At 54.9% G+C, this 21,019-nt stretch carries 25 protein-coding genes and 3 pseudogenes; 11 read left to right on the forward strand and 17 right to left on the reverse strand.

Annotated features, from left to right (window positions below; genetic code table 11):
• Positions 1–14: 14 nt before the first annotated feature.
• Positions 15–269 (reverse strand): annotated as a pseudogene (locus ACLHV8_RS25505) (four-carbon acid sugar kinase family protein); the annotation flags it as partial.
• An 11-nt stretch (positions 270–280) separates the two neighbouring features.
• On the reverse strand, positions 281–1,183 hold the full coding sequence (gene ltnD, locus ACLHV8_RS25510) for an L-threonate dehydrogenase (protein WP_002903955.1): 903 nt from the start codon (positions 1,181–1,183) through the stop codon (positions 281–283).
• A gap of 261 nt (positions 1,184–1,444) precedes the next feature.
• Between ltnD and ACLHV8_RS25515 the strand changes: the two genes are divergently transcribed.
• Positions 1,445–2,206 (forward strand): DeoR/GlpR family DNA-binding transcription regulator, encoded by a 762-nt coding sequence (locus ACLHV8_RS25515; RefSeq protein WP_002210513.1) that lies wholly within the window; start codon positions 1,445–1,447, stop codon positions 2,204–2,206.
• A 20-nt stretch (positions 2,207–2,226) separates the two neighbouring features.
• On the opposite strand, the gene ACLHV8_RS25520 is transcribed toward ACLHV8_RS25515, so the two are convergent.
• Complete coding sequence (locus tag ACLHV8_RS25520; RefSeq protein WP_002904004.1) at positions 2,227–3,087, reverse strand: extended-spectrum class A beta-lactamase SHV-12; 861 nt, start codon at positions 3,085–3,087, stop codon at positions 2,227–2,229.
• 136 nt (positions 3,088–3,223) lie between these two features.
• Here ACLHV8_RS25520 and ACLHV8_RS25525 point away from each other — a divergent pair, with 136 nt between their 5' ends.
• Complete coding sequence (locus ACLHV8_RS25525; RefSeq protein ID WP_001067855.1) at positions 3,224–3,928, forward strand: IS6-like element IS26 family transposase; 705 nt, start codon at positions 3,224–3,226, stop codon at positions 3,926–3,928.
• A gap of 193 nt (positions 3,929–4,121) precedes the next feature.
• Here the strand turns inward: ACLHV8_RS25525 and ACLHV8_RS25530 are convergent, their stop codons facing one another.
• The 7 genes from ACLHV8_RS25530 to ACLHV8_RS25560 form a co-directional block, all read right to left on the reverse strand.
• Positions 4,122–5,162, reverse strand: a complete 1,041-nt coding sequence (locus tag ACLHV8_RS25530) for a DNA-binding protein (protein ID WP_000101568.1) — start codon at positions 5,160–5,162, stop codon at positions 4,122–4,124.
• Positions 5,163–5,323: 161 nt separating this feature from the next.
• Positions 5,324–6,199 carry a DNA replication terminus site-binding protein gene (locus tag ACLHV8_RS25535; protein WP_001097010.1) on the reverse strand — a complete coding sequence of 292 codons (876 nt, stop codon included), beginning with the start codon at positions 6,197–6,199 and terminating at the stop codon, positions 5,324–5,326.
• A gap of 326 nt (positions 6,200–6,525) precedes the next feature.
• Entirely contained in the window at positions 6,526–7,017 is a 492-nt protein-coding gene (locus ACLHV8_RS25540; RefSeq protein ID WP_000139717.1) for a hypothetical protein, read from the reverse strand.
• Complete coding sequence (locus ACLHV8_RS25545) at positions 7,014–7,883, reverse strand: 3'-5' exonuclease (protein ID WP_000997323.1); 870 nt, start codon at positions 7,881–7,883, stop codon at positions 7,014–7,016. The genes ACLHV8_RS25540 and ACLHV8_RS25545 overlap by 4 nt, the downstream gene beginning before the upstream one ends.
• Before the next feature lie 4 nt (positions 7,884–7,887).
• Positions 7,888–8,898, reverse strand: a complete 1,011-nt coding sequence (locus ACLHV8_RS25550) for a tyrosine-type recombinase/integrase (RefSeq protein ID WP_000543934.1) — start codon at positions 8,896–8,898, stop codon at positions 7,888–7,890.
• 2 nt (positions 8,899–8,900) lie between these two features.
• On the reverse strand, positions 8,901–9,437 hold the full coding sequence (locus ACLHV8_RS25555) for a hypothetical protein (protein ID WP_000949433.1): 537 nt from the start codon (positions 9,435–9,437) through the stop codon (positions 8,901–8,903).
• A gap of 298 nt (positions 9,438–9,735) precedes the next feature.
• A complete protein-coding gene (locus ACLHV8_RS25560) occupies positions 9,736–10,017 on the reverse strand; it encodes a hypothetical protein (RefSeq protein ID WP_000575657.1) in 282 nt (93 codons plus the stop codon).
• Positions 10,018–10,218: 201 nt separating this feature from the next.
• Between ACLHV8_RS25560 and ACLHV8_RS25565 the strand changes: the two genes are divergently transcribed.
• Positions 10,219–10,881 (forward strand): hypothetical protein, encoded by a 663-nt coding sequence (locus ACLHV8_RS25565; protein ID WP_015063586.1) that lies wholly within the window; start codon positions 10,219–10,221, stop codon positions 10,879–10,881.
• 15 nt (positions 10,882–10,896) lie between these two features.
• On the opposite strand, the gene ACLHV8_RS25570 is transcribed toward ACLHV8_RS25565, so the two are convergent.
• From ACLHV8_RS25570 to ACLHV8_RS25600, 7 genes and pseudogenes are all read right to left on the reverse strand, one after another.
• On the reverse strand, positions 10,897–11,349 hold the full coding sequence (locus tag ACLHV8_RS25570) for a hypothetical protein (protein WP_000791469.1): 453 nt from the start codon (positions 11,347–11,349) through the stop codon (positions 10,897–10,899).
• 166 nt (positions 11,350–11,515) lie between these two features.
• Positions 11,516–11,815, reverse strand: coding sequence for a hypothetical protein (locus tag ACLHV8_RS25575; protein WP_011872911.1), 300 nt, complete (start codon positions 11,813–11,815; stop codon positions 11,516–11,518).
• A gap of 47 nt (positions 11,816–11,862) precedes the next feature.
• Entirely contained in the window at positions 11,863–12,105 is a 243-nt protein-coding gene (locus tag ACLHV8_RS25580; RefSeq protein WP_000750746.1) for a hypothetical protein, read from the reverse strand.
• A gap of 4 nt (positions 12,106–12,109) precedes the next feature.
• Positions 12,110–12,382 (reverse strand): MafI family immunity protein, encoded by a 273-nt coding sequence (locus ACLHV8_RS25585; RefSeq protein WP_000787563.1) that lies wholly within the window; start codon positions 12,380–12,382, stop codon positions 12,110–12,112.
• A pseudogene (locus ACLHV8_RS25590) lies at positions 12,379–13,209 on the reverse strand (RHS repeat-associated core domain-containing protein); the annotation flags it as partial. The gene ACLHV8_RS25585 and the pseudogene ACLHV8_RS25590, both read right to left, overlap by 4 nt.
• Positions 13,210–13,486: 277 nt before the next feature.
• On the reverse strand, positions 13,487–14,491 hold the full coding sequence (locus ACLHV8_RS25595) for an IS110-like element IS4321 family transposase (protein WP_000427620.1): 1,005 nt from the start codon (positions 14,489–14,491) through the stop codon (positions 13,487–13,489).
• A 99-nt stretch (positions 14,492–14,590) separates the two neighbouring features.
• Complete coding sequence (locus ACLHV8_RS25600) at positions 14,591–15,025, reverse strand: mercury resistance transcriptional regulator MerR (RefSeq protein ID WP_000414383.1); 435 nt, start codon at positions 15,023–15,025, stop codon at positions 14,591–14,593.
• 71 nt (positions 15,026–15,096) lie between these two features.
• On the opposite strand from ACLHV8_RS25600, the gene ACLHV8_RS25605 reads away from it, so the two are divergent.
• The 8 genes and pseudogenes from ACLHV8_RS25605 to ACLHV8_RS25640 all read left to right on the forward strand — a co-directional run bounded on the left by ACLHV8_RS25605 (position 15,097) and on the right by ACLHV8_RS25640 (position 20,905).
• Positions 15,097–15,447, forward strand: coding sequence for a mercuric transport protein MerT (locus ACLHV8_RS25605; RefSeq protein ID WP_001294666.1), 351 nt, complete (start codon positions 15,097–15,099; stop codon positions 15,445–15,447).
• A gap of 15 nt (positions 15,448–15,462) precedes the next feature.
• Positions 15,463–15,738, forward strand: a complete 276-nt coding sequence (gene merP, locus ACLHV8_RS25610) for a mercury resistance system periplasmic binding protein MerP (protein ID WP_000732290.1) — start codon at positions 15,463–15,465, stop codon at positions 15,736–15,738.
• 71 nt (positions 15,739–15,809) lie between these two features.
• A complete protein-coding gene (merA, locus tag ACLHV8_RS25615) occupies positions 15,810–17,495 on the forward strand; it encodes a mercury(II) reductase (RefSeq protein WP_407197504.1) in 1,686 nt (561 codons plus the stop codon).
• 17 nt (positions 17,496–17,512) lie between these two features.
• Positions 17,513–17,875 carry a mercury resistance co-regulator MerD gene (gene merD / locus ACLHV8_RS25620; RefSeq protein ID WP_001277456.1) on the forward strand — a complete coding sequence of 121 codons (363 nt, stop codon included), beginning with the start codon at positions 17,513–17,515 and terminating at the stop codon, positions 17,873–17,875.
• Positions 17,872–18,108, forward strand: coding sequence for a broad-spectrum mercury transporter MerE (gene merE, locus ACLHV8_RS25625; RefSeq protein WP_000993386.1), 237 nt, complete (start codon positions 17,872–17,874; stop codon positions 18,106–18,108). The genes merD and merE overlap by 4 nt, the downstream gene beginning before the upstream one ends.
• Before the next feature lie 35 nt (positions 18,109–18,143).
• Positions 18,144–18,812 (forward strand): EAL domain-containing protein, encoded by a 669-nt coding sequence (locus ACLHV8_RS25630; protein WP_001300294.1) that lies wholly within the window; start codon positions 18,144–18,146, stop codon positions 18,810–18,812.
• A 74-nt stretch (positions 18,813–18,886) separates the two neighbouring features.
• Positions 18,887–20,137: pseudogene (locus tag ACLHV8_RS25635) on the forward strand (transposase); the annotation flags it as partial.
• Between the two features lie 63 nt (positions 20,138–20,200).
• Positions 20,201–20,905 carry an IS6-like element IS26 family transposase gene (locus tag ACLHV8_RS25640; RefSeq protein ID WP_001067855.1) on the forward strand — a complete coding sequence of 235 codons (705 nt, stop codon included), beginning with the start codon at positions 20,201–20,203 and terminating at the stop codon, positions 20,903–20,905.
• Positions 20,906–21,019 lie beyond the last annotated feature (114 nt).

A 21,019-nucleotide genomic window follows, 5' to 3' on the forward strand; every position in this document is an offset into this window, starting at 1 on the left:
TTTGCAACAGTGCCAGTGGAACAGTACTTGAAATAAAACTGCTGACAGCCCTGGGCCTGCAGCCAGCGCAGGGCCGCCAGCGACTGGCTGACGGCCATTTCCGCCGGGCAGGAGCGGGTTTTCAGGCTGATGACCACCGCCTCGCTGGTCAGCGGAATATCGCGGGTCGGCACGCCATTCAGTTGCACCGTCGGCATGCCGTTGCGCACGAGGAAGCTGGCAATATCCGTGGCGCCGGTGAAGTCATCGGCAATGACACCAAGCTGCATGTTGTCTCTCCTCACTGTTTATGGCCCGGCAGGGTGATGCCGTTGAAAATCTTGATCACCGCGCTGTCATCTTCCCGACCGAATCCGGCATTACTGGCGGAGGTGAACATATTCAGCGCGGTGGTAGCGAGCGGCAGCGGGAAGGTCAGCGCCCGGGCAGTGTCATTCACCAGCCCGAGATCTTTGACAAAAATATCGACAGCGGATTTTGGCGAGTAATCGCCATCCAGGACGTGCTGCATGCGATTCTCAAACATCCAGGAATTACCCGCCGCGTGGGTGACCACGTCATACATCGTCTCCAGTGGGATCCCGGCGCGGGCGGCAAGCGCCATCGCTTCGGCGGCAACGGCGATGTGCACCCCGGCCAGCAGCTGATGGATAATTTTTACCGTCGAGCCAAGACCAATGTCGCTCCCGATGCGGTAGACTTTGCCGGCCACGGCGTCCAGCACCGGCGCGAGTCGGGCAAAGGCGGCATCGCTCCCGGAGGCCATCACCGTCATGTCGCCGGCGGCCGCTTTCACGGCGCCGCCCGATACCGGCGCGTCGAGCATCAATAGCTGGTACTCCGCCAGCGCCTCGGCAATGGCCTGAGCATCGGCGGAGGCGATGGTGGACGACACCATCACGACGGTGCCCGGCTTCAGATGGGCGGCGAGGCCGCTCTCGCCGAACAGGATCCCCCGCACCTGGGCGGCATTGACCACCAGCAGCACAACTGCATCCAGTTCCGCGGCGAACGGCACCGCGCTGGGGCCCGCGCCTTTGGCGCCCGCCGCCAGCAGTGCGCGACAGTTGTCGGGATTGATGTCAACGCCCCAGGTGTTCAGGCCCGCCTGCAGGCAGGCGCGGGCGGCGCCCATGCCCATTGAACCCAGTCCAATCACGCAGACGTTAGTGTGTGCAGCCATGCTGGTCTCCTTGTGAACATTAGTTAATTAATGTGATTTAATGATAGAATAAAGCGTTATCATGTGAATTTATGTGAGAGTTATCACGAATAACCCACATGAATATAAAAAATTCACAGGCGGAAAGAGGCTGCACAGCGGCGATTCTTGCCCTAAAATAGCGTAAAAAACAGCGGCAAAGCGCGATAACAACACCGGGTGTCGCCAGGGCCGTAGCCTGGGTGGTGACGCCTGGTGTGAAAAAATGGTAAGGGGAGAGCGGTGATTCCAATAGAACGACATCAGCGTATTTTAGCCCTGGTGGAGCAGCGTGGGGCGGTAAGCATTAACGAGCTGACGGAGATCCTCGGCGTGTCCCATATGACCATCCGTCGGGACGTCAGTAAACTGGAGGAGCAGGGGCTGCTGGTCAGCGTCTCGGGCGGCGTACGCGCCGTCAGCCGGCTGGCCGCGGAACCCAGTCATCTGGTGAAAAGCACGCTGCAGAGTGAGGAGAAACAGGCGATCGGCGCGCTGGCGGCGAGTCATATCGCTAAAAACAGTTGCATCTATCTGGATGCCGGGACTACCACCCTGGCGCTGGCGCGGGCGATCCTCGACCGGAACGATCTCCAGGTGGTCACCAATGATTTTGAGATAACCCAGCTGCTGATCGATGCCAGCCAGTGCGGCGTGATCCACACCGGCGGCACTCTGTGCCGGGAGAACCGCTCCTGCGTGGGCGAATCGGCGGCGCGTACGTTACGCCACCTGGCTATCGATACGGCCTTTATCTCCGCCAGCGGCTGGGACAGTCGCGGGATATTCACCCCTGATGAGAACAAGGTTACCGTCAAGGAGACCGTCAGCCAGGTCAGCGCGAGAAGCATCCTGCTGTGCGACAGTTCGAAATACAATCAGGTGGCCACGTTTATGGCGTTACCTTTGACCCGGTTCACCACCATCATTACCGACCGGCATCTTTCCGATGCCGCCGCCAGTCATATCGCCCGGCACGCCTGCGAGGTGCTGCGGGCCGGATAACGCGCGCGGCCACCGCCGGCTTAGCGTTGCCAGTGCTCGATCAGCGCCGCGCCGATCCCGGCGATTTGCTGATTTCGCTCGGCCATGCTCGCCGGCGTATCCCGCAGATAAATCACCACAATGCGCTCTGCTTTGTTATTCGGGCCAAGCAGGGCGACAATCCCGCGCGCACCCCGCTTGCTAGCTCCGGTCTTATCGGCGATAAACCAGCCCGCCGGCAGCACGGAGCGGATCAACGGTCCGGCGACCCGATCGTCCACCATCCACTGCAGCAGCTGCCGTTGCGAACGGGCGCTCAGACGCTGGCTGGTCAGCAGCTTGCGCAGGGTCGCGGCCATGCTGGCCGGGGTAGTGGTGTCGCGGGCGTCGCCGGGAAGCGCCTCATTCAGTTCCGTTTCCCAGCGGTCAAGGCGGGTGACGTTGTCGCCGATCTGGCGCAAAAAGGCAGTCAATCCTGCGGGGCCGCCGACGGTGGCCAGCAGCAGATTGGCGGCGCTGTTATCGCTCATGGTAATGGCGGCGGCGCAGAGTTCGCCGACCGTCATGCCGTCGGCAAGGTGTTTTTCGCTGACCGGCGAGTAGTCCACCAGATCCTGCTGGCGATAGTGGATCTTTCGCTCCAGCTGTTCGTCACCGGCATCCACCCGCGCCAGCACTGCGCCGCAGAGCACTACTTTAAAGGTGCTCATCATGGGAAAGCGTTCATCGGCGCGCCAGGCGGTCAGCGTGCGGCCGCTGGCCAGATCCATTTCTATCATGCCTACGCGGCCCGACAGCTGGCTTTCGCTTTGTTTAATTTGCTCAAGCGGCTGCGGGCTGGCGTGTACCGCCAGCGGCAGGGTGGCTAACAGGGAGATAATACACAGGCGAATATAACGCATAACCACAATACATCCTTGAGTGAAGGCCGATAAAGGCGAGTAAAGAAGCGACAAATAAGAATAACCCGGCGTTGGCACTGTTGCAAATAGTCGGTGGTGATAAACTTATCATCCCCTTTTGCTGATGGAGCTGCACATGAACCCATTCAAAGGCCGGCATTTTCAGCGTGACATCATTCTGTGGGCCGTACGCTGGTACTGCAAATACGGCATCAGTTACCGTGAGCTGCAGGAGATGCTGGCTGAACGCGGAGTGAATGTCGATCACTCCACGATTTACCGCTGGGTTCAGCGTTATGCGCCTGAAATGGAAAAACGGCTGCGCTGGTACTGGCGTAACCCTTCCGATCTTTGCCCGTGGCACATGGATGAAACCTACGTGAAGGTCAATGGCCGCTGGGCGTATCTGTACCGGGCCGTCGACAGCCGGGGCCGCACTGTCGATTTTTATCTCTCCTCCCGTCGTAACAGCAAAGCTGCATACCGGTTTCTGGGTAAAATCCTCAACAACGTGAAGAAGTGGCAGATCCCGCGATTCATCAACACGGATAAAGCGCCCGCCTATGGTCGCGCGCTTGCTCTGCTCAAACGCGAAGGCCGGTGCCCGTCTGACGTTGAACACCGACAGATTAAGTACCGGAACAACGTGATTGAATGCGATCATGGCAAACTGAAACGGATAATCGGCGCCACGCTGGGATTTAAATCCATGAAGACGGCTTACGCCACCATCAAAGGTATTGAGGTGATGCGTGCACTACGCAAAGGCCAGGCCTCAGCATTTTATTATGGTGATCCCCTGGGCGAAATGCGCCTGGTAAGCAGAGTTTTTGAAATGTAAGGCCTTTGAATAAGACAAAAGGCTGCCTCATCGCTAACTTTGCAACAGTGCCCCGTAACCCAACTATGGAGACGGTGTAACCAGCGATAGTCGCCAATAGATGAGGTGGCTAGTGTCATAGCCTCCTCAATCTTGGTTTGAAGAGCCGCAGCTCTGTGTCGCCACTCTTCTGAATATTTAGCCTTTCGCGCCATCAGTTTTCCTCTTTCTTTTTCCCTCCCTTACCAGCTTTAGCGAGCTCTTGCTCCAACCCAGAAATTTTGGTCAGTGCATCATTGAGTCTTTGTTCGAGGCTCTTGGCCTGCTGGTCTTTTTCCTGCAACTGACCAGCCATCATGCCTTTGTCTTGAACAAGAGCGCGAGCTTCTGCTTCGGCGCTGGATAATTTGGCGTCCAGCTTTTCTACCTCTCCAGATAGGCGCTGGCACTCTCGTTCAGCGGATTCGCCATGAGCTTTGGCTGTGGCAAGGGAGTCCTGTGATTGGGCCAGTTTGGCCTGTACATTTTCGAGCTGCTCTTTCAACGATGTTTTTTGTTCCTGAGCGGCCCGGAGCTTTTCTGTCTGCTCTATACTCTTGCCTTTTTGCTCCTCCAACTCACCCTCTGTAGTTGCCAATTTTTGGCTCAAAGAGCGATTTTCGCTTTTAGCTTGCTCCAGGTGATCCTGTGCTCGGGTCAGATCTGCGGCTTTCGCCTCCAGCTTGCCCTCCAACTCAACGATCCGCTTTTCCAGCTTATCAATGTCAGCCAGTGAGCGTTCTAGCTCCGCAGACTTGAGGGATAGCGAGTTTTCTGCCTTACCAAGGGCCGCATCGAGCTCTGATTTTTTGTTGGTGAGAGCTTCAAGTTGTTCCTCCAGTAGCTCAGCCCGTTCGGTGGCATCATTTGCCATGTCCACGGCTTGCTGCATATCTTCCTGGTACTCAATTTCTTTCTGTCGTAGCAGTTCACGCTCGCGCTCAAGCTGTTCATCGGCGCTTGCTTTGGCTACCGTATAGATCTTCTGTAGGAAGAGCTCAGCATCGCTCATAACCGATTCTGGAAGGACTACCTCTACCAGCTCTTCATCGAGGGAGTGTTCCTCTGACCACTGTTTGAGATACGTTGAAATGGTGGTAAAGCTCCCCTTGCCAATGATGTCTCTGATAGCGATGACCGTTGGGCGTTTACCGGCGTCCTTGAGCTTTTGGGCCGCAGCCGCTACATCGTCAAACTCAACCAATTTTCTTGCCATGAGAACGTTCCTTTTAATTTGTAATGTTTACGATAATTACGATAATTACGATAATACGGTAATTATCATAATTATATATCATGCTGCTGTCGATTGGAATTGTTTGTGTGGGACAAAGCCCTTCCGGCTGCGGAAAAGCCTTGTTACGCGGTCACGCTGATTCATCCAGGGAAGGATTCGATAGTGACTCCACCGAAGGTGCCAAGGATTTCCGATGCCGCTTTATCAGATCGAGTTTTGCGTTGTTCTGAGGCGTCAAAGTTACGAAGCAATTTGAGCTGAACATCCTTATCCTGGAGCACGATCAGGGGCATTGGCGCGGTAACGGTTTTGAGTACCCCTGCGGCCATGACGTTTGCCACCGGTTGAACCTTTACTTCCCTTCGCTCCCGGAGATAAGGCTCCGGGGTGCTGGCGATCTTCTGGATAAGCTGCTCCAGGGGAAGTTGATAGTCTGGCCCAGATCGCTCCAGCTCCTCTCTGATGCGTTGCAAAAGCTCCTCTTTTACGGGCTTCTTCAAGGAGTCCTTCCGTTGCCAGGTGAAGCGGATAGAGTCGATGTCGCCATTGGTATAGCACCGAATTTGTCTGTAAAGGTGGAGAGTCATGACACCAGGGCAGTCCGCTCGAAGTGCTTCAAACCTCTCTTGCCTGGTGGGGTACGTCGAGATAATGAACTCCTCGATACCAGCTTTGGCCGCGTTGATGCGTTCAACCGTCGCCGCAATTTCGTCAGCTACACCAATCCTGGAAGGGGAGAACCAGAGTACCCCCACGGTGCGCCTGGCAGACTTCTGCGAATAGTCTGGGTTGATGTGAAGATCTCTGTAGCTGTGCGCTGCCAGCTCAAGAGCTTCGCGCCCAGTTTGTTCAGTTACGACAATCTTGTTGACGGGCTCGTTCTCCATTCCTTTTCCGGTAGGAGGGATGGCCGCAACTTTTGCGTACCGTGGCGGTAGTCGTTTGATAAGAGAGGACAGGTTCGTTAAGTCGCGGCACATGGCCGAGAATTGTTCTGATATGAAGTTTTTAGCCATGCTGCCGCCTATGTGTGGGTTTGTTCTAACAGTTCATTGGTTACATAGTAGACAGATTTAGACCATCATGCAACGAGGGGGAGGGGCAAGAATACGCCTCCGCTTCGCGTCGGCGGGTGCCCTGTTTGACCTTCGTGTGTGAGATTAGATTGAGAAAGAGAGAGAAAAAGAGAGAAAAAGAGAGAAAGAAGAAAAGCGCGGGGCAAGCCAGAAATGTGGCTGAGGGGGACTGCTGGGGTGGGGCTGGCACCCTCTATACCCCACTTTGCATGATGGTCTAACTTTGTGGTTATAGGACGACTTTTAGAGTGCCTAGATTTGCTCGATTAGGACAAATTTCGGTCCATCCACGCTGATTGGCGTAGCAGCGCGATGGCATCAGAAGGGGTAACTTTCCATGCGTTGGAAAGCTGGCGAACTGCGAAGACTGCGAGCTCCATTCGGTCGTCATCATTGATGAAATTCTGGAGCTGGTTTCCTCGCTCACTAAGGATGATCGCAACACCGGCCTTGCCGTTGTTGTAAACCGCAAAGCTCTTATTCTTCGCGTCGCCGTGATAGGAACCCTCAGCCTTGCTACGCAAACCAAAGAGAACGCTGCAAAACGCCGTCAGTTCGCCGCGAGTGAGCTGCACCGTGATCTTGCTTTTCCAGTCTGGGCTGGACCCCGATGCCCTGATCGGCGCAATCTCGATGCTGACCGTAGGATATTCACCTCTGGTTAGCGTGTGTTGCACATTCAGGCCGGTGCGTTTCGCGGGGTCCTTCTGCCAGTCTGAGAAAAATTTGAGACTTTCGCCGTAGGATTGTTCTGTCATTCCAAATTACCTTTGCTTTGAAGCTCCTGGAGCTGGACCACGAGGTCACGTTGGACTTTGGCTATCTCTGTCACCAAGTCGGCGGTGGCAATAGCGTCGGTCGCTGCTGAATGGGCTCGACCTTTCCAGCTCACACCTGCCTCGCAGGTGGCATCCGCAAGTGAGATTGTGCCGTGCCGGTTGGTTGAGCCAAAGGCATCAGCCGCCAGCTTCATCGCGCACAGACAGTTCTGCTCTTGCCACCAAGAGAGTTGGTCTCCAAATGCACTGGCTGTTTGCCTCAACATCCTACTGTCGAAACTGGAGTTAAATATCACCAGATGACGGCCCGACAAAAGCCGGGCGAGAGCTGGCGCAACTTGAGTCCACGTAGGCTCATTCGACAGCTCAGTCTCGGTGATGCCATGAACACCCATTGCCTGAGGGTCTATTTCCACGGTTGGCCGTAATCTGGTGCAGAGGAGAACCGCGCCTCTGATGTCAGTAACAGCCAGCTCGATCACCTGGTCTCTTTCACCAAGTCCGGTCGTCTCGGTATCGAGAACCAGAGGTTCCAGAGCGACCCACCTTTGTGCCATGACAGAGGCCTTTGCCAGGTTGCTACGCATTCTTGCCTTGACCGAAAGGATGGATTGCGCCCTTATTTGCTTTTGTGATGCCGGTGAACAACCCCTTCTCCGCATTGGTTGGCAATCTGCTATCCGGTACACTCCAAATTGGCCACCATACCCGTTTTTGTAGAACGAAACTGGCTCTACTCCTGGCTTAGGCTTCATCCGAAATTCGTCCCTGAGCCGTCCTTTTGAAAAGCACCTATCGGCTTTCATGGCTTCGGCTCTGGCAAGTTCGAGTTCTTCATCATTCATGCTGTTAATCCGCTATATCGAGGCGTTGGCTCGCTCTCTTCAAACGCTCATCGCCGCGTCTGTCATATTTCTGGGTAGTTGCAATGCTTGAGTGGCCCATTGCGTCCTTCACGGTCACAATATCCTCACCGTTATCCAGCATCGAGGAGGCAAAGGTGCGTCGCAGGTCATGGGGCGCAAACATCTCCAGACCGGCTTCAACTCTTCTGGTCTCCAAGATGTGGTAGATGGCCTGATCCGACATCCGCTCTCCAGTCACATCATCAAACCGCCTGATCCTCGGGAATAAAGGCCCTTCATGCGTTCCTCGAACCTCTTCAACCCACTTATCCAGTCTTTTCCATGCGCCACCAGGCACATACGCCATTCTCTCTTTGTTGCCCTTGCCAAGAACCTTGAGAGCGCGGTCCTTGTAGATCATGCTTCCCATGTCCAGCGCAACGATTTCCGAGCGGCGCAAGCCACACCCGAGGAGCACCCCGAGAATGGCCGCATCCCGAAGCCCTTTGGCGCTTGAATCACTTTCACATGTGAAAAAGAGGCTGCGAATCTCATGGCGTTCAAGTGCCCGCCCTTTAGGAAGTCGAGATCCACGTACTGAACGGACTTGCTTAATGTGCTGGAAGCTATCCGTATCAATTTGCTTCATCGTCCAGGCTTCAAGAGCCACCCCTTTGAGCGCTGACAGGTAGGTGTTGATCGTTGCCGGAGCCTTCCCTGCATCCCCCAGCATTTCCAGCACCGCCAATATGTGGTGCCGCCTCATTGAGCTCCATGCACAGTCACGAAGGTTCTGAAACCCGATCATCTTGGCGACAATGTTGAGGAATGAGCTCATGGTCTGCCTGCTTCGCTTTGACCCGAGGCTCACCAGATAGGCGACGGCGGGGTTGTCCTGGATGTTCCGGAGCGAGCTCGATGACGGCAACAGTTCACCGCGAATGCTTTGTTCTGCCGGAACATTTACTTTCGCATGTGAAACTAGCTCTTCCTTGTCATTGTTTGTGTCGTGCAAAGTTACCTCCTAAGCCCGACCGCAACGAGAAGAAAATCCCATATTTTGAGGTGAAGAGGTAGTTCCTCCTCCATATGTTGCGTTTCGTAGCTTTGCATCAGTGGTTCAAACTTGGTTGGATTGCACAGCAATTCGTAAACTGTTCGGTTGGGCTTGGTGATCGGCTTATTCGGAGTGAATCCATGTTTGTTCTGGAGGTACAGCGCTACCGCGCCACTTCTGGATTCTCCGTAATAGCAATGAACGAAGATCTGATCGATACCGCTACCAACCAATCCATCCAGGAAGGTGGACAGCTTTTCAGCCTGGGATGAGTCAATGTAAGAGGCGTAATTCATCCGGAACGCTGCCTTCATCGTGTGGATGGTGTTCTCAGAATAGCCGCCGTCATAGAAGCTATCGCGGTACAACTGCCCCCACTGTCCGAGAGCGGCAGGGGACTTGTCTGGGTCAGTTATGGAGATCATGGCCGCACCGGGAACCGGCTCCAGTCTTTCGGCCTCCGCTTGACTAATGAAAAAGACTTTTTTGCTAAGCATGTCCCATCATCCCCTTACAAGGATGTGTTGCGAGTAGCTCACGCGCCTGACTTTGCCCCTCTTGAGTATCTACAGGAGCGGTCGTATACACACCTCCATGCCGCAAGTCCACAATACTGGTCCGACAGCAAGAACCTACGTTCTGAACTTTATTGTCCGAATCCAAACCAGCAAAAGTATGGCACGGTCCAGGGAATGGTTTCCTGCAAATAGAGCAGCGCTCAAAGTTCTTATCGAGGATTCTCTTTAAAACTTTCTCAAATTTGTTTTTGTTTAACATCGAGTTCTCCACACAAAGTTACTGGCCGAGCATCCCAGCCAAGGTGGTCTGCTGGCCTTCGCTACAAGGTGCAAATCCGGCAAAAGCACCGGCATTAACCTTGAGCTCATCAAAGCGTCCATCGGTGTCCCGGTAGTACACCTTACGTTTTCCAATTCCACCTTCGAGGTTTGCGGCCAACCAGGCGATCACTGCATCAGCATCGTTCGTAACTGATGCTCCCTGATCCAGATCGATAAGTACCAGGTGGGTGTCCGTCTGGAGTGCCACTTCAAAGGTCGCTCTTACATCAAAAATCACTGGTCGCGCTCCTTGTAAAAAGTGGGCATTCAGCACCACCTATCCTATTCCAAAAACTCTACTTTTTCAAAGATACATTTTAATAAGTAGAACAACAGCAAGAGGAACTCAAATTTATTTACCGTAATTATCATAATTACGGTAATACGGTAATTTTACAGATTTGGATGGAATGGTATAAGATGTCTCGCTGGAACATACTTGCTGAAAAAACGCTTAACAACGATAGTGAAAACATCATGTACAGGTGCGAGAGATAATATGTATAAGAGCCTTGAAGATCTGATGGCGGGTATTTACGAGATGGCAGCGCCAGATGGCATCATCTGTAACGAGGTTTCCAAATTCCTTGCGGCCAACCAGGTCAAGCCGGAAGACATAAGCTCTGGGATCTGGTTTTTCCTGTGGCTGAAATCAGCTCCCAAGGATGCGAAGCCAATCCAAAAAGAAATCCCCGGATTTGGAGTTGTTCTCAACATGCCGACTTATGGCGGAACGCTCAACGAAGCAATCACAGGGTTGATCGAGAACGAGTGCCGTCAAATAGAGCTCGCTGAGGGACATCCGAGCCTTGAGGCTTGGGTTGAATCAGTATTAGCCGGTCGAGATGACGGAGAGGAAAATGAAGCTGCGGCCAATATCGTGGATCTGCTTAATGGGTGTCACGACCTACTGGATACAGCAATAATCAATTACCTTTTTAAGGTGGGAAAAATCAACGAGCAAGAGATTTTGTCGCTCATCTATTATGGAGAGCTATGTGACCACTCTCTTGTCGGTACGCCTTTTTCAACGTTACATATCCCGAGTGAAAATAACGTCCACGAACGTAACATCATCCCCATTAAAAAAGGAGCCAGTTAGGCTCCTTTTTGTTACTCAGGGTTTGCTTTGAGAAACAACTTCATTCCAAGTATGCAGCACCTTCGATAGGTGCTGATGCTTTCTGGTGAAGTCCTTATCATCCAAGAGTGCTTTAAATGGCGCGTTCAGGTCACTGCATGTGACGTTCTTGCCGATCACAGACAGGGTATCCTGGAGTGATCCACCAGCAGCATCAAGCCCCATTCTATCGACGGTCTCACTACTCACCATTGCCTGGACAACATTGGTGAATGCCTTTGAGTTGAGCTGCTCAACGCTCAGGGCTGTATTGCATTTCTGCTCAACCGCTTGCTTGTACTGGATGGTGTACTTTGCAGTGATAGGTGACATGGTGTTCATCGCAAGTATGTATGCGTCTACCTCACTGGTCGGTAATGTCGCGGCATAGACTGACGAGCATGATGCGGCTGCGGCCATTATCAAAGTTATTACCTTCTTATTCTTCATTTCTCTGAAATCCCCCTTTAAAATATGGAGCTACAACTCATTTGTACCAATCATAATACTATTGATTTCCAAAAGTATCTCTCTCTACTGACTCTATGATGGCTCGCCTTCCAAACACTTGGCCGCTGGCGGCGGCTGGGCCAACGCCAGAGCCTGATCCACACTATCATCCGCCTGAAAAAAATCTCATTACCTCTGACGGATAAAGAAACAGATTTCCCCCTTTGGCAAAAAACAGATACCAAACAGAAAAAGCCACAGAAAAAACACCTGCAACACACACTTCAAATCTATTTCTTGCAGAGAAATACTTGTAGTGCTTTTTTTCGTATCTCGGGGCTCTCATTTTGACTAGATTTTTCAATGTCAACCAAAGAAAGATAACCCCAGTAGGAAGGATAACTATCACAACCCCAAAGAAATAAATTGTGTATATAATAAAATCAAACCAGTTATTGATTTCCATAAGCCGTCCCCAATGCTGCGCCAATAGCAGAACCATGTGAGCCGTATTTAATCCCTGGATTCCTCATTAGCTCTCTTTAACTTTAATATTTTCCTTAGATTTAAGTATCCATAGATTCCTGAGAACACTCCATACCCCCCCCAAACACCAACGGACAGATATAAGGCGAATTTGCTTAGAGGCCCATTCACATAATTTAATAAAGCGAACACTGCAATTCCTATAAAGGCTCCAGCTAACGGAAATCCAAGCAGATATACTGCTCTATATTTTAAACCGGTTTTTTTCATCTTATTATTTATCTATATGTTTTGAAATCTTATCTACAATGGATGTAGTATCCATATTCATTATCCTCCCTGCTTTTTCAATCAGAAACTCAGCTTCATTTGTTATGTTCTTTGACTCTTCATTAATAATGTCAATGATAGTTTCTAGTGCGATTCCATACTCACCCACATCAATAAATTCTTGCACTTCTATACTTTCAGATTCAGAAAACGAATCAGACAGCACCATAAGCAAAAGATCTAGCGTGGATTCAATTTCTCTATATTCATTTTTCATTTTGGATTCCTTGGTACGTTTGTTGGAAAACCTGAAACAATATCACCATTAGATTCTTGTATTACACGAACATTAATACCTTCTTTAACTGCCTCTGCAATAGTCCTACCACCGCGCCCAGCCTTTCGAGAAACATTTGGATCGGTAGCTATATCGGAAATGACGTGCATAATTTTTTCATCAGACCAACTTTGAGGAAACTCACTTTTTCCAGGCTTGCCTGTTCCTGCTCGATGCCCTCCACCAGTGGCGTCACCATCAAGAATATGCTTACGTCTCTGGGAACTGGCTAGGTCTACAAAATCATCAGCCGTATTTTTAAAAGCGCGTTCCGCAACATTCCCTAGCGCCTTATAGTTGCCAGGCAGGATAATCCCAGCAGCAAAAAGCCCCCCGGAAATCCACTTTTCTCTTGAGGTCGCACAATCACTGGTGATGGTCTTGAAGGTGTCATAGGCGTCCCAAGCGCTCAAGGCAAAGTCTATGGCAACATAAGCCCCCAGAAGAAGCGGCACAAACTCCCCTGTTGGATCTGCATTGCCTATCGGGTTGCTCAGCGCATAGGCATAGGTGTTAATCCCACCAGCCAGCCCAATCGGGTCACTGGTGATGTAACGCCCGGTATTCGGGTCGTAGTAACGCCGCCAGTTGTAGTGGAGCCCGGTCTCCGCGTCGTAATACTGTCCTGGGAACCGCAAATTGAAGGTCGGCCCCTGAGTGGTGATGCTGGCCTTACCGAACGGGCTGTAGCTCGCCTTCCAAACCACTTGGCCGCTGGCGTCGGTTAGCGCCTTCGGGGTGCCCAGATGATCGACGTGGACTTGATAGGGGTCGTCTCAGAAAACGGAATCTATGGTCACTCCCGTTTTTGCAACACCGATTTTGACGATAAATTGGCTTGCTTGAATCTATCCGGCGTCTGAATGGGATTTTATTCCCGCGCCTCGATGAGTTCCGCGCCTGATGAACCTCCAGAAAATATACGGCTTCAATGAGCCTTTCCGTTTTACAGGTTCCTCAACAGGCCGGTGGGCCGTTAGTATCATCAATATCAGTATTCGCAAAACCAGATCAGTGATTCTTTAAACCGGTGTATTTCTGCCGTTATGCTACATAAGTTTGCTGTCGTGCCGTTAGGGCCCAGGCTATTCTGGCCAGCTTGTTTGCCAGAGCACAAGTGACGACAAAGTTGCTTTTCCTACACAGTAGATCCCTGACCCAATCGGCCAATTTGCCAGACTGGTGTTCCAGTTTTTGTATGAATACCCTGGCACATTGAACCAACAAAGTTCGGATCTTTTTGTTACCTCGCTTACTAATTCCCAGCAATGTCGTCCGACCTCCCGTGCTGTACTGTCGAGGCACTAGCCCTGTTGCCGCCGCAAAGTCACGACTGCTGGCGTACTGCTTCCCGTCGCCAATCTCAGTTGAAATAGTACTCGCTGTCAGTGTTCCGACGCAGGGAATGCTCAGCAAGCGCTGTCCAATCTCATCTTCGTCCAACTTTCGTTTCAACTGGGATTCCAAATCTTTAATCTGCTCAACAAGATAGTGATAATGCTGTTGTAATTTCAGCAATAACTGGCTGAGGTATAGAGGCAAACTATTGTCCTCAAGAAGGGTACTCAGTCGGCTAATAACGGCAGCTCCTCGTGGAACGCTGATGCCAAATTCCAGCAGAAAAGCATGCATCTGATTGGTTGTTTTTACCTTATCCTGAACCAGGGATTCACGGACACGATGCAGCGCACGCATTGCCTGCTGAGATTCAGTTCTGGGCTGTACAAAACGCATAGACGGACGCGATGCAGCTTCACAAATAGCTTCGGCGTCGACAAAGTCGTTTTTGTTACTTTTAACGAATGGACGGACAAATTGTGGTGATATCAGCTTAGGAAAATGCCCCAACTCTTCCAACTTGCGTGCCATAAAGTGAGAGCCACCACAGGCTTCCATTGCGATGGTTGTAGCGGGGCATGTCGCCAAAAATTCGATTAACTTTGGCCGTGTAAATTTTTTACGGTAAACAGCCTTGCCGCGACGATCTTGGCAATGAATATGGAAAGAGTTTTTACCCAGATCGATACCAATGAGCGCAATGTTTTCCATGATAGTTCTCCGAATGAAAGCCTATCCTCAGCATAGTACCGGGAAGGAGGGAGTGACCATCTCATTAAATAAAGCACGCTAAGGCGTAACTACCCTCGGCTACACCGCGTCGGCACCACGCGGCTCTTTCTCCCCTTGCAGCGAAGCAATCAGCGGGCAAGAAACGTTCCCTTGCCGCGCATGGCAGGCGAACACAAGTTCGGATAGCACGGTTTCCATGCGCGCCAGGTCGGTCATTTTTTCGCGCACGTCCTGAAGCTTGTGCTCGGCCAGGCTGCTGGCTTCCTCGCAGTGGGTGCCGTCATCCAGCCTCAGCAGCTCTGCGATCTCGTCGAGGCTGAATCCGAGCCGCTGGGCTGATTTCACGAAGCGCACCCGCGTCACATCCGCCTCGCCATAGCGGCGGATGCTGCCATAGGGCTTGTCCGGCTCCGGCAACAAGCCCTTGCGCTGATAGAACCGGATTGTTTCCACGTTGACCCCGGCCGCCTTGGCGAAAACGCCAATAGTCAGATTCTCCAAATTTTTTTCCATATCGCTTGACTCCGTACATTGGTACGGAAGTAAGCTTAAGCTATCCAATCCAGATTTGAAAGGACAAGCGTATGTCTGAACCTCAAAACGGGCGCGGGGCGCTCTTCACTGGCGGGCTAGCCGCCATCCTCGCCTCGGCTTGCTGCCTGGGGCCGCTGGTTCTGATCGCCCTGGGGTTCAGCGGCGCTTGGATCGGCAACTTGACGGTGTTGGAACCTTATCGCCCGATCTTCATCGGCGCGGCGTTGGTGGCGCTGTTTTTCGCCTGGCGGCGCATCTACCGACCGGCGCAAGCCTGCAAACCAGGGGATGTGTGTGCGATTCCCCAAGTGCGCGCTACTTACAAGCTCATTTTCTGGGTCGTGGCCGCGCTGGTTCTGGTCGCGCTCGGATTTCCCTACGTCATGCCATTTTTCTATTAATCACAGGAGTTCATCATGAAAAAACTGTTTGCCTCTCTCGCCATCGCTGCCGTTGTTGCCCCCGTGTGGGCCGCCACCCAGACCGTCACGCTGTCCGTACCGGGCATGACCTGCTCCGCTTGTCCGATCACCGTTAAGAAGGCGATTTCCAAGGTCGAAGGCGTCAGCAAAGTTAACGTGACCTTCGAGACACGCGAAGCGGTTGTCACCTTCGATGATGCCAAGACCAGCGTGCAGAAGCTGACCAAGGCCACCGAAGACGCGGGCTATCCGTCCAGCGTCAAGAAGTGAGGCACTGAAAACGGCAGCGCAGCACATCTGACGCCCTTGTCTGCTACCACAAACGAAAAAGGATCTGTCGCATGACCCATCTAAAAATCACCGGCATGACCTGCGACTCGTGCGCGGCGCACGTCAAGGAAGCGCTGGAAAAAGTACCCGGCGTCCAATCTGCCATAGTGTCCTATGCCAAGGGCGCGGCCCAGCTCGCCCTTGATCCAGGCACAGCGCCGGACGCACTGACCGCCGCCGTGGCTGGCCTGGGCTACAAAGCGATGCTCGCCGATGCCCCGCCGACCGACAACCGCACTGGGCTGTTCGACAAGGTGCGCGGCTGGATGGGTGCCGCCGACAAGGGCAGCGGCGGCGAGCGCCCGTTGCAAGTCGCCGTGATCGGCAGCGGTGGAGCCGCGATGGCGGCAGCACTGAAGGCCGTCGAGCAAGGCGCGCAGGTCACGCTGATTGAGCGCGGCACCATCGGCGGCACCTGCGTCAACGTCGGTTGTGTGCCGTCCAAGATCATGATCCGCGCCGCCCACATCGCCCATCTGCGCCGGGAAAGCCCATTCGACGGCGGCATGCCACCCACACCGCCGACGATCTTGCGCGAGCGGCTGCTGGCCCAGCAGCAGGCCCGTGTCGAAGAACTCCGTCATGCCAAGTACGAAGGCATCCTGGACGGCAATTCAGCCATCACCGTTCTGCACGGTGAAGCGCGTTTCAAGGACGACCAGAGCCTTATCGTTAGTTTGAACGAGGGTGGTGAGCGCGTCGTGATGTTCGACCGCTGCCTGGTCGCCACGGGTGCCAGTCCGGCCATGCCGCCGATTCCGGGCCTGAAAGAGTCACCCTACTGGACTTCGACCGAGGCCTTGGTCAGCGACACCATTCCCGAACGCCTAGCCGTGATCGGCTCGTCGGTGGTCGCGCTGGAACTGGCGCAAGCCTTCGCCCGGCTGGGCAGCCAGGTCACGATCCTAGCTCGCAACACGCTGTTCTTCCGCGACGACCCGTCCATCGGCGAGGCCGTCACAGCGGCCTTCCGTGCCGAAGGGATCAAGGTACTGGAACACACGCAAGCCAGCCAGGTCGCGCATGTGAACGGCGAATTCGTGCTGACCACGGGACACGGTGAAGTACGTGCCGACAAGCTGCTGGTCGCTACCGGACGGACACCGAACACGCGCAGCCTGGCACTCGACGCGGCGGGAGTCACCGTCAATGCGCAGGGTGCCATCGTCATCGACAAGGGCATGCGCACCAGCACGCCACACATTTACGCGGCCGGCGACTGCACGGACCAGCCACAATTCGTCTATGTGGCGGCAGCGGCCGGCACCCGTGCCGCGATCAACATGACCGGAGGGGATGCTGCCATCAATCTAACCGCGATGCCGGCCGTGGTGTTCACCGATCCGCAAGTAGCAACCGTGGGCTACAGCGAAGCGGAAGCGCATCACGACGGGATCGAAACCGACAGTCGCACGCTCACGCTCGACAACGTGCCGCGTGCGCTTGCCAACTTCGACACACGCGGCTTTATCAAGCTGGTCATCGAGGAAGGTAGCGGACGGCTCATCGGCGTGCAGGTCGTCGCCCCGGAAGCCGGCGAATTGATCCAGACGGCCGCACTGGCGATTCGCAACCGGATGACGGTGCAGGAACTGGCCGACCAGTTGTTCCCCTACCTGACGATGGTCGAAGGGTTGAAGCTCGCGGCGCAGACCTTCAACAAGGATGTGAAGCAGCTTTCCTGCTGCGCCGGGTGAGGACAAGGAGGTGTGCGATGAGCGCCTACACGGTATCGCAACTGGCCCATAACGCTGGGGTGAGCGTACATATCGTGCGCGACTACCTGGTGCGCGGCTTGTTACGGCCGGTGGCCTGCACCACGGGCGGCTACGGCGTGTTCGACGATGCGGCCTTGCAACGGCTGTGCTTCGTGCGCGCGGCCTTCGAGGCGGGTATCGGCCTGGATGCCCTGGCGCGGCTGTGCCGTGCGCTCGACGCAGCGGACGGCGCACAAGCCGCAGCGCAGCTTGCCGTGCTGCGCCAGTTGGTCGAGCGGCGGCGCGCGGCGTTGGCCCATCTGGACGCGCAACTGGCCTCCATGCCAGCCGAGCGGGCGCACGAGGAGGCATTGCCGTGAACGCCCCTGACAAACTGCCGCCCGAGACGCGCCAACCCGTTTCCGGCTACCTGTGGGGTGCGCTGGCCGTGTTGACCTGCCCCTGCCATCTGCCGATTCTCGCCGCCGTGCTGGCCGGGACGACCGCCGGTGCCTTCCTTGGCGAGCATTGGGGTGTTGCCGCGCTCGCGCTGACCGGCTTGTTCGTTCTGGCCGTAACGCGGCTGCTGCGCGCCTTCCGGGGCGGATCATGACGAGTTCGCAGCCCGCCGGATGGACGGCGGCCGAGTTGGCGCAGGCGGCGGCGCGCGGACAGCTTGACCTGCATTACCAGCCGCTGGTCGATCTGCGCGATCACCGGATCGCTGGCGCGGAAGCGTTGATGCGCTGGCGGCATCCGAGGCTTGGCCTGTTGCCGCCCGGCCAGTTCCTGCCGCTGGCCGAGTCGTTCGGCCTGATGCCGGAAATAGGCGCGTGGGTGCTGGGCGAGGCCTGTCGCCAGATGCACAAGTGGCAAGGACCGGCATGGCAACCGTTCCGTCTTGCCATCAATGTGTCCGCCAGCCAGGTTGGGCCAACGTTCGACGACGAGGTAAAGCGGGTGCTGGCCGATATGGCCCTGCCCGCCGAGCTTCTGGAGATCGAACTGACCGAATCGGTCGCATTCGGCAATCCAGCCCTGTTCGCCAGTTTCGACGCCTTGCGCGCCATCGGCGTGCGCTTCGCCGCCGACGACTTCGGCACCGGCTATTCCTGCCTGCAACATCTGAAATGCTGCCCCATCACCACATTGAAAATCGACCAATCCTTTGTCGCCAGGCTCCCGGATGATGCCCGTGACCAAACTATCGTGCGGGCGGTGATCCAGCTCGCGCACGGGCTGGGCATGGATGTCATTTTCAGAAGACGACTGCACCAGTTGATTGGGCGTAATGGCTGTTGTGCAGCCAGCTCCTGACAGTTCAATATCAGAAGTGATCTGCACCAATCTCGACTATGCTCAATACTCGTGTGCACCAAAGCGAGGTGAGCATGGCGACGGACACCCCACGGATTCCAGAACAAGGCGTGGCCACTCTGCCTGATGAGGCTTGGGAGCGTGCGCGCCGTCGTGCGGAGATCATCAGTCCGTTGGCGCAGTCGGAGACGGTCGGGCACGAAGCGGCCGATATGGCGGCTCAGGCGCTGGGCTTGTCTCGGCGCCAGGTATACGTTCTGATCCGGCGTGCCCGGCAAGGCAGCGGCCTCGTGACGGATCTGGTGCCCGGCCAGTCCGGTGGAGGTAAAGGTAAGGGGCGCTTGCCGGAACCGGTCGAGCGCGTCATCCACGAGCTACTGCAAAAGCGGTTCCTGACCAAGCAGAAGCGCAGCCTAGCGGCCTTTCACCGCGAAGTCACTCAGGTGTGCAAGGCTCAAAAACTGCGAGTGCCGGCGCGCAATACCGTGGCCTTACGGATCGCTAGCCTTGACCCGCGCAAGGTCATCCGCCGGCGGGAAGGCCAGGATGCCGCTCGTGACCTACAAGGTGTGGGCGGCGAGCCTCCTGCCGTGACCGCGCCGCTGGAGCAGGTGCAGATAGACCATACGGTCATCGACCTGATCGTGGTCGATGACCGCGACCGGCAACCTATTGGCCGCCCGTACCTGACCCTCGCCATCGACGTGTTCACCCGCTGCGTGCTCGGCATGGTCGTCACGCTGGAAGCGCCGTCTGCCGTTTCGGTTGGCCTGTGCCTCGTGCATGTCGCCTGCGACAAGCGCCCTTGGCTGGAAGGACTGAACGTGGAAATGGATTGGCAGATGAGCGGCAAGCCCTTGCTGCTCTACCTAGACAACGCGGCCGAGTTCAAGAGCGAGGCCCTGCGCCGGGGTTGCGAGCAGCATGGCATCCGGCTGGACTATCGCCCGCTGGGACAGCCGCACTATGGCGGCATCGTGGAACGGATCATCGGCACGGCGATGCAGATGATTCACGACGAACTGCCGGGAACGACCTTCTCCAACCCTGACCAGCGCGGCGACTACGATTCCGAAAACAAGGCCGCCCTGACGCTGCGCGAGCTAGAGCGCTGGCTCACATTGGCGGTCGGCACCTACCACGGTTCGGTGCACAACGGCCTGCTCCAACCGCCGGCCGCGCGCTGGGCCGAGGCCGTGGCGCGTGTCGGCGTACCGGCCGTCGTCACACGCGCTACTTCGTTCCTGGTCGATTTTCTGCCGATCCTCCGGCGCACGCTGACCCGCACCGGCTTTGTCATCGACCACATCCACTACTACGCCGATGGGCACTGTTGCAAATAGTCGGTGGTGATAAACTTATCATCCCTTTTGCTGATGGAGCTGCACATGAACCCATTCAAAGGCCGGCATTTTCAGCGTGACATCATTCTGTGGGCCGTACGCTGGTACTGCAAATACGGCATCAGTTACCGTGAGCTGCAGGAGATGCTGGCTGAACGCGGAGTGAATGTCGATCACTCCACGATTTACCGCTGGGTTCAGCGTTATGCGCCTGAAATGGAAAAACGGCTGCGCTGGTACTGGCGTAACCCTTCCGATCTTTGCCCGTGGCACATGGATGAAACCTACGTGAAGGTCAATGGCCGCTGGGCGTATCTGTACCGGGCCGTCGACAGCCGGGGCCGCACTGTCGATTTTTATCTCTCCTCCCGTCGTAACAGCAAAGCTGCATACCGGTTTCTGGGTAAAATCCTCAACAACGTGAAGAAGTGGCAGATCCCGCGATTCATCAACACGGATAAAGCGCCCGCCTATGGTCGCGCGCTTGCTCTGCTCAAACGCGAAGGCCGGTGCCCGTCTGACGTTGAACACCGACAGATTAAGTACCGGAACAACGTGATTGAATGCGATCATGGCAAACTGAAACGGATAATCGGCGCCACGCTGGGATTTAAATCCATGAAGACGGCTTACGCCACCATCAAAGGTATTGAGGTGATGCGTGCACTACGCAAAGGCCAGGCCTCAGCATTTTATTATGGTGATCCCCTGGGCGAAATGCGCCTGGTAAGCAGAGTTTTTGAAATGTAAGGCCTTTGAATAAGACAAAAGGCTGCCTCATCGCTAACTTTGCAACAGTGCCGGATTGAATATAACCGACGTGACTGTTACATTTAGGTGGCTAAACCCGTCAAGCCCTCAGGA

Origin of the sequence: Enterobacter sp. CPE_E863 (genome assembly GCF_046521465.1) — a bacterium.
GTDB classification, from domain to species: Bacteria; Pseudomonadota; Gammaproteobacteria; order Enterobacterales; family Enterobacteriaceae; genus Enterobacter; species Enterobacter adelaidei.